The sequence below is a fragment of the Pseudomonas sp. G34 genome (genome assembly GCF_031119625.1).
Taxonomy (GTDB): Bacteria; Pseudomonadota; Gammaproteobacteria; order Pseudomonadales; family Pseudomonadaceae; genus Aquipseudomonas.
This window is the reverse complement of the sequence record NZ_JAVHZV010000002.1, coordinates 1-13,384: the sequence shown is the minus strand read 5'-3', so window position 1 is coordinate 13,384 and position 13,384 is coordinate 1. Positions and strand designations below refer to the sequence as shown.

General features: G+C 64.4%; 14 protein-coding genes. 12 read left to right on the top strand and 2 right to left on the bottom strand.

Going from position 1 to position 13,384, the window contains the following annotated elements; translation table 11 throughout:
- The first annotated feature begins 1 nt into the window (after position 1).
- The 6 genes from QYS36_RS00655 (at position 2) to modC (ending at position 5,918) form a co-directional block, all read left to right on the top strand.
- Positions 2 to 883, top strand: a complete 882-nt coding sequence (locus tag QYS36_RS00655; RefSeq protein WP_308837662.1) for a proline/glycine betaine ABC transporter permease — start codon at positions 2 to 4, stop codon at positions 881 to 883.
- A 43-nt stretch (positions 884 to 926) separates the two neighbouring features.
- Positions 927 to 1,871, top strand: coding sequence for a choline ABC transporter substrate-binding protein (locus tag QYS36_RS00650; RefSeq protein WP_308837661.1), 945 nt, complete (start codon positions 927 to 929; stop codon positions 1,869 to 1,871).
- Positions 1,872 to 2,079: 208 nt separating this feature from the next.
- Positions 2,080 to 2,940 (top strand): glycine betaine ABC transporter substrate-binding protein, encoded by an 861-nt coding sequence (locus tag QYS36_RS00645; protein WP_308837660.1) that lies wholly within the window; start codon positions 2,080 to 2,082, stop codon positions 2,938 to 2,940.
- Between the two features lie 177 nt (positions 2,941 to 3,117).
- On the top strand, positions 3,118 to 3,876 hold the full coding sequence (modA, locus tag QYS36_RS00640) for a molybdate ABC transporter substrate-binding protein (protein ID WP_308837659.1): 759 nt from the start codon (positions 3,118 to 3,120) through the stop codon (positions 3,874 to 3,876).
- Positions 3,877 to 4,143: 267 nt separating this feature from the next.
- Complete coding sequence (gene modB / locus QYS36_RS00635; protein ID WP_308837658.1) at positions 4,144 to 4,827, top strand: molybdate ABC transporter permease subunit; 684 nt, start codon at positions 4,144 to 4,146, stop codon at positions 4,825 to 4,827.
- Complete coding sequence (gene modC / locus QYS36_RS00630) at positions 4,824 to 5,918, top strand: molybdenum ABC transporter ATP-binding protein (protein WP_308837657.1); 1,095 nt, start codon at positions 4,824 to 4,826, stop codon at positions 5,916 to 5,918. Before modB ends, modC begins: the two co-directional genes overlap by 4 nt.
- A gap of 639 nt (positions 5,919 to 6,557) precedes the next feature.
- Here the strand turns inward: modC and QYS36_RS00625 are convergent.
- Together QYS36_RS00625 and QYS36_RS00620 are read right to left on the bottom strand one after the other, a co-directional pair.
- Positions 6,558 to 7,496 (bottom strand): sigma 54-interacting transcriptional regulator, encoded by a 939-nt coding sequence (locus QYS36_RS00625; RefSeq protein WP_308837656.1) that lies wholly within the window; start codon positions 7,494 to 7,496, stop codon positions 6,558 to 6,560.
- A 56-nt stretch (positions 7,497 to 7,552) separates the two neighbouring features.
- Positions 7,553 to 8,134, bottom strand: a complete 582-nt coding sequence (locus QYS36_RS00620; protein ID WP_308837862.1) for an alpha/beta hydrolase — start codon at positions 8,132 to 8,134, stop codon at positions 7,553 to 7,555.
- Positions 8,135 to 8,389: 255 nt separating this feature from the next.
- Here QYS36_RS00620 and oscA point away from each other — a divergent pair, with 255 nt between their 5' ends.
- From oscA to QYS36_RS00590, 6 genes are all read left to right on the top strand, one after another.
- A complete protein-coding gene (oscA, locus tag QYS36_RS00615) occupies positions 8,390 to 8,572 on the top strand; it encodes a sulfur starvation response protein OscA (protein ID WP_308837655.1) in 183 nt (60 codons plus the stop codon).
- A gap of 134 nt (positions 8,573 to 8,706) precedes the next feature.
- Complete coding sequence (locus tag QYS36_RS00610) at positions 8,707 to 9,708, top strand: sulfate ABC transporter substrate-binding protein (protein WP_308837654.1); 1,002 nt, start codon at positions 8,707 to 8,709, stop codon at positions 9,706 to 9,708.
- A gap of 78 nt (positions 9,709 to 9,786) precedes the next feature.
- Positions 9,787 to 10,599 carry a sulfate ABC transporter permease subunit CysT gene (gene cysT / locus QYS36_RS00605; protein WP_308837653.1) on the top strand — a complete coding sequence of 271 codons (813 nt, stop codon included), beginning with the start codon at positions 9,787 to 9,789 and terminating at the stop codon, positions 10,597 to 10,599.
- Between the two features lie 10 nt (positions 10,600 to 10,609).
- A complete protein-coding gene (gene cysW / locus QYS36_RS00600) occupies positions 10,610 to 11,470 on the top strand; it encodes a sulfate ABC transporter permease subunit CysW (protein WP_074889935.1) in 861 nt (286 codons plus the stop codon).
- Between the two features lie 59 nt (positions 11,471 to 11,529).
- A complete protein-coding gene (locus QYS36_RS00595; RefSeq protein ID WP_308837652.1) occupies positions 11,530 to 12,522 on the top strand; it encodes a sulfate ABC transporter ATP-binding protein in 993 nt (330 codons plus the stop codon).
- Positions 12,523 to 12,692: 170 nt separating this feature from the next.
- Positions 12,693 to 13,384, top strand: a 692-nt coding sequence (locus tag QYS36_RS00590) for a sulfite exporter TauE/SafE family protein (RefSeq protein WP_308837651.1), incomplete at its 3' end; no start/stop codon positions are given.

Here is a 13,384-nt window from a genome sequence, read left to right as displayed (position 1 = left end):
CATGAGCGAGAAACTGGATCTGGGCAGCTGGGTGAACGACGCGGTTCAGCACATGCTGGACAATTACAGCGGCGTCTTCGACAGCATGGGCAGTGTGGTCAGCGGCTTCTCCGAAGGGATCGAGGCGGTGCTGATGCTGCCGCCGGCGTGGCTGTTGATCGCCATCTTCGTGGCCCTGGGCCTGTGGCGTATCGGCTTTCGCTTCGCGGTATTCACCACCGTGGCCTTCGTGCTGATCGTGATGACCGGCTTCTGGGAGCAGACGGTGGTAACCCTCGGGCTGACCTTCTCGGCGACCCTGATCAGCCTGCTGATCGGCATCCCGCTGGGCATCTGGGCCGCCAAGAGCGAGCGCGTGTCGACCATCATCCGGCCGATTCTCGATTTCATGCAGACCATGCCGGCGTTCGTCTACCTGATTCCGGCGGCCATGCTGTTCGGCCTGGGCCGGGTGCCCGGCATCATCGCCACGGTGATCTTCGCCATGCCGCCGGCGGTGCGCCTGACCAGCCTGGGCATCCGCCAGGTCAACAAGGAAATCGTCGAGGCCGGCCAGTCGTTCGGCTGCAACAGCCGCCAGCTGCTGTTCAAGGTGCAGCTGCCCAACGCCATGCCGTCGATCATGGCGGGCGTCAACCAGACCATCATGATGGCCCTGTCGATGGTGATCATCGCCTCGATGGTCGGCGCCGGCGGCCTGGGCAACGACGTACTGGCGAGCATCCAGCGTCTGGACATCGGTCTGGGCTTCGAGAGCGGCATGGCCGTGGTGCTGCTGGCGATCATCCTCGACCGCATCACCGAGAGCTTCGGCACCCCGCAAGCCGCCGGGAATCGCGCGGGTTGGTTCACCTGGCTGAGCGCGCGACTGCAGCGCCAGTAAAGGGCCATACTCAGCGTCCTTCCAATCACACAAGGATTCGCGGATGAACATATTCCACAAAGCAGCGGGTGTCGGCCTGCTCTCCTGCGCCCTGGTTCAGGGCGCCTGGGCCCAGGAGCCGGCGAGCTGCAAGCAGGTGCGTTTCGCGGAAATCGGCTGGGCCGATATCGCCGCCACCACTGGCGTAGCCATGACCCTGACCGAAGGCCTGGGCTACACGCCACGCAAGACCATGGCCTCGGTACCGATCGCCTTCACCGGCGTGAAGAACAAGCAGATCGACGTGTTCCTCGGCTACTGGGCGCCGTCGATGGACTCGGTGATCGAACCGTTCACCAAGGACAACAGCGTCAAGGTACTGCCCAAAGCCAACCTGGAAGGCGCCAAGTACACCCTGGCGGTACCGACCTACGCCGCCGAAGCGGGCCTGAAGAGCTTCCAGGACATCGCCAAGTTCAAGGATCAGCTGGGCGGCAAGATCTACGGCATCGAGCCGGGTAACGACGGCAACCTGCTGATCGACGGCATGATCAAGGGCGACAAGTTCGGCCTGGGCGACTTCAAGATGGTCGAGTCCAGCGAAGCCGGCATGCTCGTCCAGGTGCAGCGCGCGATCCGCAAGAAGGAGCCGGTGGTGTTCCTCGGCTGGGCGCCGCACCCGATGAACACCCAGTACGACATGACCTACCTGTCCGGTGGCGATGAGGTGTTCGGCCCGGACTATGGCGCTGCCAAGGTCTATACCGTGGTGCCCACCGACTACGAAACACGTTGCGCCAACGTCGGCAAACTGCTGAACAACCTGCAGTTCAACGTCGAGATGGAAAGCCAGCTGATGGAGAAGGTGCTCGAGAAGCAGGATCCGGCCGACGTCGCCAAGGCATGGATCAAGGCCAACCCGCAGGTACTCGACACCTGGCTGCAGGGCGTCACCACCTTCGACGGCCAGGACGGTGTGGCCGCCGTGAAGAAATTCGTCGGGCTCTGAGCCCGCACTCACCGCGACCCGCCTGTGCCTAGGCGGGTCAGGTACAGCAGGCGACGCGGCACGCATCGCCTGTCAGCCGGGGGCTCGCCCCCCCTGCGCCGGTGCCAACAGGGCGATGCCCTGCTCTGCACAGCTGGTGCCGCAAGGCCCGCGATCAGAACGAGCCAGTAAACCATCTGAACTGCCACTCACTGACGGAGCAACACCTATGCATAACTTCAAACGCCTCTGCCTGCAGAGTCTCGGTGCCGCTGCCCTGGCCCTGGGCATGTCCGGGGCCATGGCCGCCGACAAGCCGGCCCTCAAGATCGGCTACGTGAACGGCTGGGACGACAGCGTCGCAGTCACCCATGTCGCCGGTGAAATCCTCAAGACCAAACTGGGTTACGACGTGACCCTGCAGCCCGTCGAGCCGGCCATCATGTGGCAAGGCATCGCCCGCGGCGACCTCGACGCCACGCTGTCCGCCTGGCTGCCCGCCACCCACGGCGAATACTTCGAGAAGCTCAAGGACAAGGTCACCGTCTTGGGCACCAACTACGACGGCGCCAAGATCGGCCTGATCGTGCCCGATTACGTGGAAGCCAAGACCATCGCCGACCTGGAAAAATACGCCAAGGACTTCGATGGCAAGATCACCGGTATCGATGCCGGCGCCGGCGTGATGCGCCGCACCGAAGAAGCGATCAAGGAATACGACCTCAAGAGCATCAAGCTGATGCCGAGCTCAGGCCCGGCGATGACCACCGCCCTGACCCGCGCGGAGAGATCCCAGAAGCCGATCGTGGTGACCGGCTGGATCCCGCACTGGATGTTCGCGCAATGGAAGCTGCGCTTCCTGGAAGACCCGAAGAATGTCTTCGGTGAAGCCGAGCACGTCGACACCGTGGCCAACCCGAGCCTGAAAACCAAAGCGCCGGAAGCCGCGGCTTTCCTCGAGAAGATCTCCTGGAGCGCCGAGGAAGTGGGTTCGGTAATGCTGGCCATCCGCGACGGCGTGAAGCCGGACGAAGCCGCCAAGCAGTGGATCGAAAAGAACCCGGATCGCGTGGCCGAGTGGCTGAAATAAGCTGACGCCCGCTCCCGGAGCTTGAACAGGATGCCAGTCAGTTCGCTGACTGGCATTTTTGTTTCTGCCCTTTTTTCACGCCTTTCGCTCGATACCCCAGGGTTCGGCTTCCCTATCGCCATATATTTTTGTATATAGCGATGGCCGCCATTCGCGGCCCGCACCCGGGAGCCATGCATGTACCGCCGCCTCGTTCGTCTTCTTGCCGTGCTTTGCACCAGCTTCGCCGTGGCGGGCAGCGCCCTCGCCGATCAGGTCCAGGTGGCCGTCGCCGCCAACTTCACCGCGCCGATGCAGGCCATCGCCAGCGCCTTCGAACAGGACACCGGGCACCAGGTACTGGCCTCGTACGGCGCCACCGGGCAGTTCTACGCGCAGATCAGCCATGGCGCACCATTCGAAGTGTTGCTTTGCGCCGACGACAGCACGCCCGCCAAGCTCGAGCAGGAAGGCCAGAGCGTACAAGGCTCGCGCTTCACCTACGCGATCGGCACCCTGGTGCTGTGGTCGCCGAAACAAGGCTTCGTCGATGACCAGGGCGCGGTGCTGGAGAGGGGCGAGTTCAAGCACCTGGCCATCGCCAACCCGAAAGCCGCACCCTATGGCCTGGCCGCCACCCAGACCCTCGACAAGCTGGGCCTGAGCGACACCCTCAAAGGCACGATCGTCGAGGGCCAGAACATCACCCAGGCGCTGCAATTCGTCTCCACCGGCAATGCCGAGCTGGGCTTCGTCGCCCTGTCCCAGGTCTACAAGGATGGGCAGATCACCAGCGGTTCGGCCTGGGTGGTGCCCGAGGCGATGCACCAGCCGATCCGCCAGGATGCATTGATCCTCAAGAAAGGCGCAGACAACCCGGCGGCCAAGGCGCTGGTCGAGTACCTGAAAGGGCCCAAGGCTGCCGAGATCATCAAGGCTTATGGCTACAAGCGTTGAATGGCCTGTTAACGAACGTGCGAGCGGATGCGGCAAGGGTGTAGGCGACACAGCTAGCCGTTACAAGGCAAAAGCGGACGCCACTGATCCATTGTGGGAGCGGGCCATGCCCGCGAAAAATCACGGGCATGGCCCGTTCCCACGGGATAGGGGAACGGCCGCTTCCGCCCCTTTGCAGCTATCGATTTGAAATGCCGGCACTCAAGTCGGAAGATCAGCAGCCGGCTCCGACGCTTTTCCCCTCCACCACAGCTGAAAGGCCACTGAATGCCCCTGGGCCCCAACGACTTCGCCGCCATTCTCCTTACCCTGGAGCTGGCCACCGTGACCACCCTGCTGTTGCTGCTGATCGGCACGCCCATCGCCCTGTGGCTGGCGCGCACCGAGTCCTGGCTGAAGCGGCCGATTGGCGCCATCGTCGCCCTGCCGCTGGTACTGCCGCCGACGGTGATCGGCTTCTACCTGCTGATCAGCATGGGGCCCAATGGCTTTTTCGGCCAACTGACCCAGGCCCTCGGCCTGGGTACCCTGACCTTCACCTTCACGGGGTTGTTGATCGGCTCGGTGTTCTATTCCCTGCCGTTCGTGGTGCAGCCACTGCAGAACGCCTTCGAAGCCATCGGCCGCGCGCCGCTGGAGGCTGCCGCCACCTTGCGCGCCGGCCCCTGGGATAGTTTCTTCAGTGTGGTGTTGCCGCTGGCCAGGCCGGGCTTTCTCACCGCGGCGATTCTCGGTTTCGCCCATACCGTCGGCGAGTTCGGCGTGGTGCTGATGATCGGTGGCAACATTCCCGGCAAGACCCAGGTGGCCTCGGTGCAGATCTACAACCACGTCGAAACCATGGAGTATGCCCAGGCCCACTGGCTGGCCGGCGGCATGGTGGCGTTCTCCTTCCTAGTGCTGCTGGCGCTCTACTCCAGTAACCGGCGCGGCCAGAGGGCCTGGCTATGAGCGACAAGCAGATACAGGCGCGCTTCACTCTCGCCCATCCGGGCTTCAGCCTGGACGTCGACCTGCACCTGCCGGGGCGCGGCGTCAGCGCGCTGTTCGGCCATTCCGGTTCCGGCAAGACCACCCTGCTGCGCTGCGTCGCCGGCCTGGAACGCGCCGGCAGCGGCTACCTGCAGGTCAACGGCGACACCTGGCAGGACAGCGCCCGTGGCATCTGGCTGCCGGCCCACCAGCGCCCGCTCGGCTACGTGTTCCAGGACGCCAACCTGTTCCCCCACCTCAGCGTACGGCGCAACCTCGAATTCGGCTTCAAGCGCATCGCCAGGGCGGAGCGCCGCGTGCCCTTCGAGCAGGCGGTCGAGCTGCTCGGCATCGAGCACCTGCTCGAACGCCTGCCGGATCGGCTGTCCGGTGGCGAGCGCCAGCGTGTCGGCATGGCCCGCGCCCTGCTCACCAGCCCGCGCCTGTTGCTGATGGACGAACCCCTGGCGGCGCTGGATCTCAAGCGCAAAGCAGAAGTGCTGCCGTATCTGGAGCGCCTGCATGACGAACTGGAGATCCCCATCCTCTACGTCAGCCATGCGCCGGACGAAGTGGCGCGCCTGGCCGATCACCTGGTGGTGCTCGACGAAGGCCGGGTAACGGCTAGCGGGCCGCTCAAGGAAACCCTGATCCGCAGCGACCTGCCGTTCATCTTCGAAGACGACGCCGAGGCGGTGATCGATGGCCAGGTCGAACGCCACGATGAGCACTATGACCTGCTCGATATCCGCCTTGCGGGCAGCTCCGCGCGCATGCGCCTGGCCCACCCAGCGTTGCCGGCCGGCCGTCAGGTACGCATCAAGATCAAGGCACGGGACGTCAGCCTGAGCCTCGAACAGGCCCGCGACAGCAGCGTGCTCAACCTGCTACCGGCGACGGTGGAGCGCTGGTTCGACCTACCCAATGCGGCGCAGCGCCTGGTGGAACTGCAACTGGGCAAACAGCGGATCATCGCGCGCATCACCCGCTATTCGTTCGATGGGCTGGGTATCCATGCCGGGCAGCCGCTGTGGGTGCAGGTCAAGTCGGTGTCGTTGCTGGCGTCCTGAAACGCGTTGCGGTGTTGCGCAAGTGAGCTGGGTTCCGAATGCACCCCAAACCTGCTCCCACAGGATCGCCACTTTGCCCGACTCCGTAGGGTGGGTGAAGTGGCGCCAAACCATGACTTTTCGATAACCACGCTCCCCGCGCGCCGCGTAACCCACCAGGCGATAGGCCGAGTTGCGCCTGGGCTAAGAACACCGCCAAACCTGCGTGGGAGCGGGCCATGCCCGCGAAGCGATCGCGCGCATGGCGCGCTCCCACAGGATCGCCACATGCCTGGCTCAGTCCCGTAGGGTGGGTGCAGTGGCGCCAAACCATGACTTTCCGATAACCACGCTCCCGGCGCGCCGCGTAACCCACCGGGCGATGGAGCGCGTTGCACCGATGGTGGGTTACGGCGCGGCAACACGGCGATCTACCCTGCAACGTACCAGGCGCCTCCACCCACCCTACGATCTGGCCAGGTCAGTCCCGTAGGGTGGGTGGAGTGGCGCGAAACCATGACTTTTCGATAACCACGCTCCCCGCGCGCCGCGTAACCCACCAGGCGATAGGGCGCGTTGCACCGATGGTGGGTTACGGCGCGGCAACACCGGCGACCTACCCTGCAACGTACCAGGCGCCTCCACCCGCCCTACGAACCATCAAACTGCAAGGCGCTGTTCGGCCCGCCGCAGCAGCTCGCGTAGCACCGCGAGCTGGGCTGCATCGTCGTCATCGATCAACCGCTCGAGCGCCTGCTCGATGCGCTCGAGCGGCGGGGCGGCCGGCAGGTTGAGGTGGTGCACGTCGATCTCGTCAGCGTCGCAGACCAGCAGTGCAAAATGCACCACGTTTTCCAGTTCACGGGTGTTGCCCGGCCAGTCATGCTGCTCGAGTGCTCGCTGGGCAGCCAGGCTGATGCCCGGCAGCGGCAAGCGCAGGCGCTGGGTGTAGATGCCCAGAAAGTACTCGGCCAGGGGCAGTACATCGCCAACCCGCTCGCGCAGCGGCGGCAACTGCAGACGACCGTCGCTCAGGTAATGAGCCAGGCGCTCATCGAACTTGCCCGCCCTCACCGCCTGCCAGAGTTCGACACTGGAGGCGGCGACCAGGCGTATGTCCAGGGGCGTAGGCTGCGCAGCGCCTACCCGCCAGGCCTCGCCGGTTTCCAGCACGCCCAGCAGTTGGCCCTGCAAGGGCAGCGGCAAGTCGGCGATCTCGTCCAGATACAAGGTGCCGCCATTGGCCGAGCCGAGCCAGCCCGCCCGACTACTCGGTGCCCCCTGGTGAGCGCCGGCGCTGTAGCCGAACAGCTCGGCTTCGCCGTGCTTGGGGCTCAGGCTGCTGCAACTGAGCGCCACGAAAAGGCTGGGGCGTTCGCTGCAGCGGTGGATATGCCGGGCCAGCAATTCCTTGCCAGTGCCGGTTTCGCCCTGGATCAGAATCGGCACTGGCAGGCCCGCGAGGCGCTCCACCTCGTTGCGCAGCTGCCGGCTACGCGGGTCGATGAACACCAATGCCTTGGCACGAATACTCAGCGGGCTTTTGTCCGCGTCAGGAAAGATCAGCAGCGACGGATCGCCCACCGGTGGCAAGCTCATAGATTCACTCTCCCATGGCACTCAGGCGGCGCGCGCCGGATGAAACGGCAGCGGCTTCAGGCGCGCAGGCGCTGCTGTTGCTCGATGCGGCCCTGCAGGCGGAACAGGTAGGCGAAGCCCTGATCCCAGCGCTGGTGCCCGGACTTCACGTTGATATGCCCGGCACCGCTGAGGATGGCGACCTCGCTGCCCCAGTCGCGGGCCAGTTCGATGGCGCGTGCCGCGCTGGCCGCCGAGTCGTTGTCGGAGCCCACCAGCTGGCTGGGAAATGGCAGAGATTGCCGGGGTATCGGCGCGAAATTGCGCAGCGCCTCCGGGCAGTTGGCACGCTGCACGTCAGCCGGTGCGACCAGCAGCGCACCGCGTACCCGGCGCAGTGAAGCAGGCGCTGCCTGGGCGGCCCAGTGGGCGACGGTAACGCACCCGAGGCTATGGGCAATCAGGATTGCCGGACGCGGATCGGCAGCGATCTGCTGCTCCAGCGCTGCAACCCAATGGTCACGGCGCGGCGTCAGCCAGTCGCGCTGTTCGACCCGCGTGCTATTGGGCAGGCTGCGTTGCCAGTGGCTCTGCCAATGGTCATCGCCCGAGCCCTGCCAGCCCGGCACAATCAGGTAACGAACCGCTTCACTGCGCATCATGGCGCCCTCCGTATCTGCTTGGCCTGCAGTGTACGAGCGCGTCAACCGATCTAAAAAGAATAAGAATTTATTTGCTTATTCCCTGATTACGGCTTTCTGCCGACCATGAAATGAACCCTGACATATACCTTAAAGGAATATAAATGTTCTTAAACAGTATTTTTAAGAATATTTCAGGTCTCCTAGTATCCGCTCCACGCCCCGCCACCGACAGCCGTCGGCACCACGCTTCGAGGGCCAGGAGCCATGACCATGACCGCCACCCTTCGCAACCTGGAAGGCCAGGATGACGCCACCATCCTGCGTGAAATCCAAAGCGCCCTGAACGGCCTGAAGTTCGGCTCGGTGGAGATCACCGTGCACAACGGCCAGGTGGTGCAGATCGAGCGCAAGGAGAAATTCCGCCTCCAGCCGCCTGCCAGCAAGAACGCCTGAGCCCTTTCGCCAATCCGACCACGGGCAGCCAGCCATGAACCGCTACCAGTACTGCCGATGTAACCCGCGAATGCCGGCCTAGAGAGCAGACAGCGCACCGCCAGACACGACTTTCAGTATTCAGGAGCATCACCATGTCCATTCGCCGTTTCGCACTCGCTGCACTCGCCAGCGCCCTGGTTGCCGGCCCGGTCGCCGCCCAGACGCTGCTCAACGTGTCCTACGATCCGACCCGCGAGCTGTACGTGGAATTCAACAAGGCCTTCAACAAGCACTGGCAGGAGCAGGGCAACGAGCCGCTGACCATCCAGCAGTCCCATGGCGGCTCGGGCAAGCAAGCCCGTGCAGTGATCGACGGACTGCAAGCCGACGTGGTGACCCTGGCGCTGTCCGGCGACATCGACGCGATCAACCTCAACCAGCCGCTGATCGACAAGGACTGGCAGAAGCGCCTGGCCGACAACAGCACGCCGTACACCTCGACCATCGTGTTCCTGGTGCGCAAGGGCAACCCGAAAGGCATCAAGGATTGGGATGACCTGGTCAAGGATGGCGTGGAAGTCATCACCCCGAACCCGAAAACCTCCGGCGGTGCCCGTTGGAACTTCCTCGCTGCCTGGGCCTACGCCAAGAAGAAATACGGCAGCGACGAAAAGGCCCTGGAATACGTGACCGAGCTGTACCGTCACGCGCCGGTACTCGACACCGGTGCCCGTGGCGCGACCATCAGCTTCGTGCAGCGTGGCCTGGGCGACGTGTTGCTGGCCTGGGAGAACGAAGCCTACCTGTCGCTGGCCGAAGAAGGCGGCGACCAGTTGGAGATCGTCACCCCGTCGCTGTCGATCCTTGCCGAGCCGCCGGTGGCCGTGGTCGACAGGAACGTCGACCGCAAGGGCACCCGCAAGGCTGCCGAAGCCTACCTGCAGTACCTGTACAGCGAGGAAGGCCAGCGCATCGCCGCGAAGAACTTCTACCGCCCGCGTGACGCCAAGGTGGCAGCCGAATTCAAGGACCAGTTCAAGAAGCTGGAGCTGGTCACCATCGACAAGGACTTCGGCGGTTGGGCCAAGGCTCAGCCGAAGTACTTCGATGATGGCGGCGTGTTCGACGAGATTTTCAAGAAGATCAATCTTTAGGTTCAGCTGATCGATCTGGCCCGCCATTGCGCGACTCAATGGCGGGCCTGGTTGTGGACCTGATCAAAAGGACTCCCCATGGCTCGTCGAACTTCCTCGGTCATACCCGGCTTCGGGTTGACTCTGGGCTTCACCCTCAGCTACCTGGCGTTGATCGTGCTGATCCCGCTGGGGGCGATGTTGCTGTTCTCCCTGCAGCTCTCCGCTGACCAGTGGTGGGCACTGCTCAACAACCGTCAGCTGCAGTTTTCCCTGAAGCTGTCCTTTGGCACCGCGCTGGCGGCTGCCCTGCTCAACGGCATTCTCGGCACCATCATCGCCTGGGTGCTGGTGCGCTACACCTTTCCGGGCCGGCGCATCATCGATGCCATGGTCGACATGCCGTTCGCCCTGCCCACCGCCGTGGCCGGCATCGCCCTGACCGCGCTGTACGCGCCCAACGGCCTGATCGGCTCGCTGTTCCCCTTCAAGATCGCCTACACGCCGCTGGGCATCACCCTGGCGCTGGTGTTCGTGACCCTGCCCTTCGTGGTGCGCACCCTGCAGCCGGTGCTCGCCGACATTCCCAAGGAAGTCGAAGAAGCCGCCGCCTGCCTGGGCGCCAAGCCGTTTCAGGTTTTTCGCCATGTGCTGCTACCCAGCCTGCTGCCGGCCTGGCTGACCGGTTTCGCCCTGGCCTTCGCCCGTGGCGTTGGCGAGTACGGCTCGGTGGTGTTCATCGCCGGCAACATTCCGTTGAAGACCGAGATTCTGCCGCTGCTGATCGTTTCCAAGCTGGACCAGTACGACTACCCCAGCGCCACCGCGATTGGCGTGATCATGCTGATCGTGTCGTTCATCCTGCTGCTGCTGATCAACATTCTGCAGCGCCGCATCCAGCCGCAACTCTGAGGAGCCCGTCATGAGCCTTGCAACCCTTGGCAAGAACGCGGCGCGCCCAGCGAGCCGCTCCCCCGGCGCCATCGCCCTGATTGTCGTGGCCTGGGCGGTATTCGCGGTGATCCTGCTGCTGCCGCTGTACATCGTGCTGACCCAGGGCCTGAGCCGCGGCCTGGCATTCTTCTGGGAGGCGATCCGCGAGCCGGACGCCATTTCCGCGCTCAAGCTGACCCTGCTGGCCACGGCCATCTCGGTGCCGCTCAACCTGGTGTTCGGGGTGGCCGCCGCCTGGGCGGTGACCAAGTTCGAGTTCCGCGGCAAGAGCATTCTGGTCACCCTGATCGACATGCCGTTCTCGGTATCGCCGGTGGTCGCCGGCCTGATCTACGTGCTGCTGTTCGGCGCCCAGAGCAAGCTGGCGCCTTACCTGCAGGATCACAACCTGCAGATCATCTACGCGGTACCCGGTATCGTGCTGGCGACCATCTTCGTGACCTTTCCCTTCGTGGCCCGCGAGCTGATTCCGCTGATGGAAGAACAGGGCACCACCGAAGAGGAGGCCGCGCGCCTGCTCGGCGCCAACGGCTGGCAGATGTTCTGGCATGTCACGCTGCCTAACGTAAAATGGGCGCTGGTCTACGGCGTGGTGCTGTGTACCGCGCGGGCGATGGGCGAGTTTGGTGCGGTGTCGGTGGTTTCCGGGCATATCCGCGGTTACACCAACACGCTGCCGCTGCATATCGAGATTCTGTACAACGAATACAACATCGTCGCCGCGTTCAGCGTGGCCATCCTGTTGCTGGTCATGGCCCTGGTGGTGTTGCTGCTTCGCCAGTGGAGCGAAGCGCGCCTGAGCCGACAGCTCAAGGGCCAGGACGACTAAACCCTTTCACCGGCGCCGCGCCCGAGCGCGAACCGACCAGACCGAAACAGGTAGACACCATGAGTATCGAAGTCAGCGGCATCAACAAGCACTTTGGCCAGTTCAAGGCGCTCAACGACATCAACCTGAACATCCAGAGCGGCGAGCTGGTCGCCCTGCTCGGCCCGTCCGGCTGCGGCAAGACCACCCTGCTGCGCATCATCGCCGGCCTGGAAACCCCGGACAGCGGCAACATCGTGTTCCATGGCGAAGACGTTTCCGAGCACGACGTGCGCGATCGCAAGGTCGGCTTCGTGTTCCAGCACTACGCCCTGTTTCGCCACATGACCGTATTCGACAACGTCGCCTTCGGCCTGCGCATGAAGCCCAAGGGCGAGCGCCCCAACGAGAACCTGATCAAGAAGAAGGTCCATGACCTGCTCGACCTGGTGCAGCTCGACTGGCTGGCCGACCGTTACCCGGAGCAGCTCTCCGGTGGCCAACGCCAACGCATCGCCCTGGCCCGCGCCCTGGCGGTGGAACCGAAAGTACTGTTGCTCGACGAACCCTTCGGCGCCCTCGACGCCAAGGTGCGTAAAGAGCTGCGCCGCTGGCTGGCGCGCCTGCACGAGGAAGTGCACCTGACCAGCGTGTTCGTGACCCACGACCAGGAAGAAGCCATGGAAGTGGCCGACCGCATCGTGGTGATGAACAAGGGCGTGGTCGAGCAGATCGGCTCGCCGGCCGAGGTGTACGAGAAGCCGGCCAGCGATTTCGTCTACCACTTCCTGGGTGACGCCAACCGCCTGTACGTCGGCGACGATCACCACGTGCTGTTCCGCCCCCACGAAGTGAGCCTGTCCAGCGAAGCGCTGGAGGGCCATCAGGCCGGTGAAGTGCGCGATATCCGCCTGCTTGGCGCCATCACCCGCATCACCCTGAAGGTCGACGGCCAGGACGAGTTGATCGAAGCCGAAGTGGCCAAGGATCACCTCAGCCTCGACAACCTCGCCCGCGGCACCACCCTGTACTTCAAGCCCAAGGGCGGCAAGCCGGTCAGCACGCCGGCCTGATGGCGTCTAACGCTGTGGGAGCGGGCGGGGACGCCCGCTCCCCGCGCTGCGTCCGGTGCTGAATACAGCTCGCCAGGCCGAGCGGGCGCAGAGTCATCAGCCATCCGTTTGTACTGCAAGCCCCCTCCGTTCGCCTACCATGAGCGCTCGCCCGCAACGGAAGCCCGCCCATGCTCACCTTCGACGGCCTCGTCGCCTACCTGCCGCTGATTCTGCTGACCTTCCTGCTCGCCGGGATGGTCAAGGGCGTGGTCGGGCTCGGCCTGCCGACCATCGCGGTCGGCCTGCTGGGCCTGGTGATGACGCCCATGCAGGCCGCAGCGCTGCTGATCATTCCGTCGATGGTCACCAACATCTGGCAACTCTGCGATGGCCGCAGCCCGCTGCCGATGCTGCGCCGACTGTGGCCGCTGCTGCTGGGCATCGTGCTCGGCACCCTGGCGATCAGCGCCTACCTGCAGGGCGAACAGCTGCCGAACGCCACACGCTGGCTGGGCCTGGCGCTGATTGTCTATGGGCTATTGGGGTTGGCGTCCGTGCGCTTCACGGTACGACCGACCCGAGAAGCCTGGCTGGGCCCGATCATCGGCGCCATTACCGGGGCGATCACCGCAGTGACCGGGGTGTTCGTGATCCCCGCGGTGCCGTACCTGCAGGCCATCGGCCTGGAAAAGGACGACCTGGTGCAGGCCCTGGGGATTTCCTTCAGCGTATCCACCCTGGCGCTGGCCCTGAGCCTCGGTCACAGCGGCGAACTGCTGCAACCGGCGGTGCTCGGCATGTCGGCCCTGGCTTTACTGCCAGCGCTCATCGGTATGGCCGGCGGCCAATGGCTGCGCCGGCGGATCAGCCCGGAACGCTT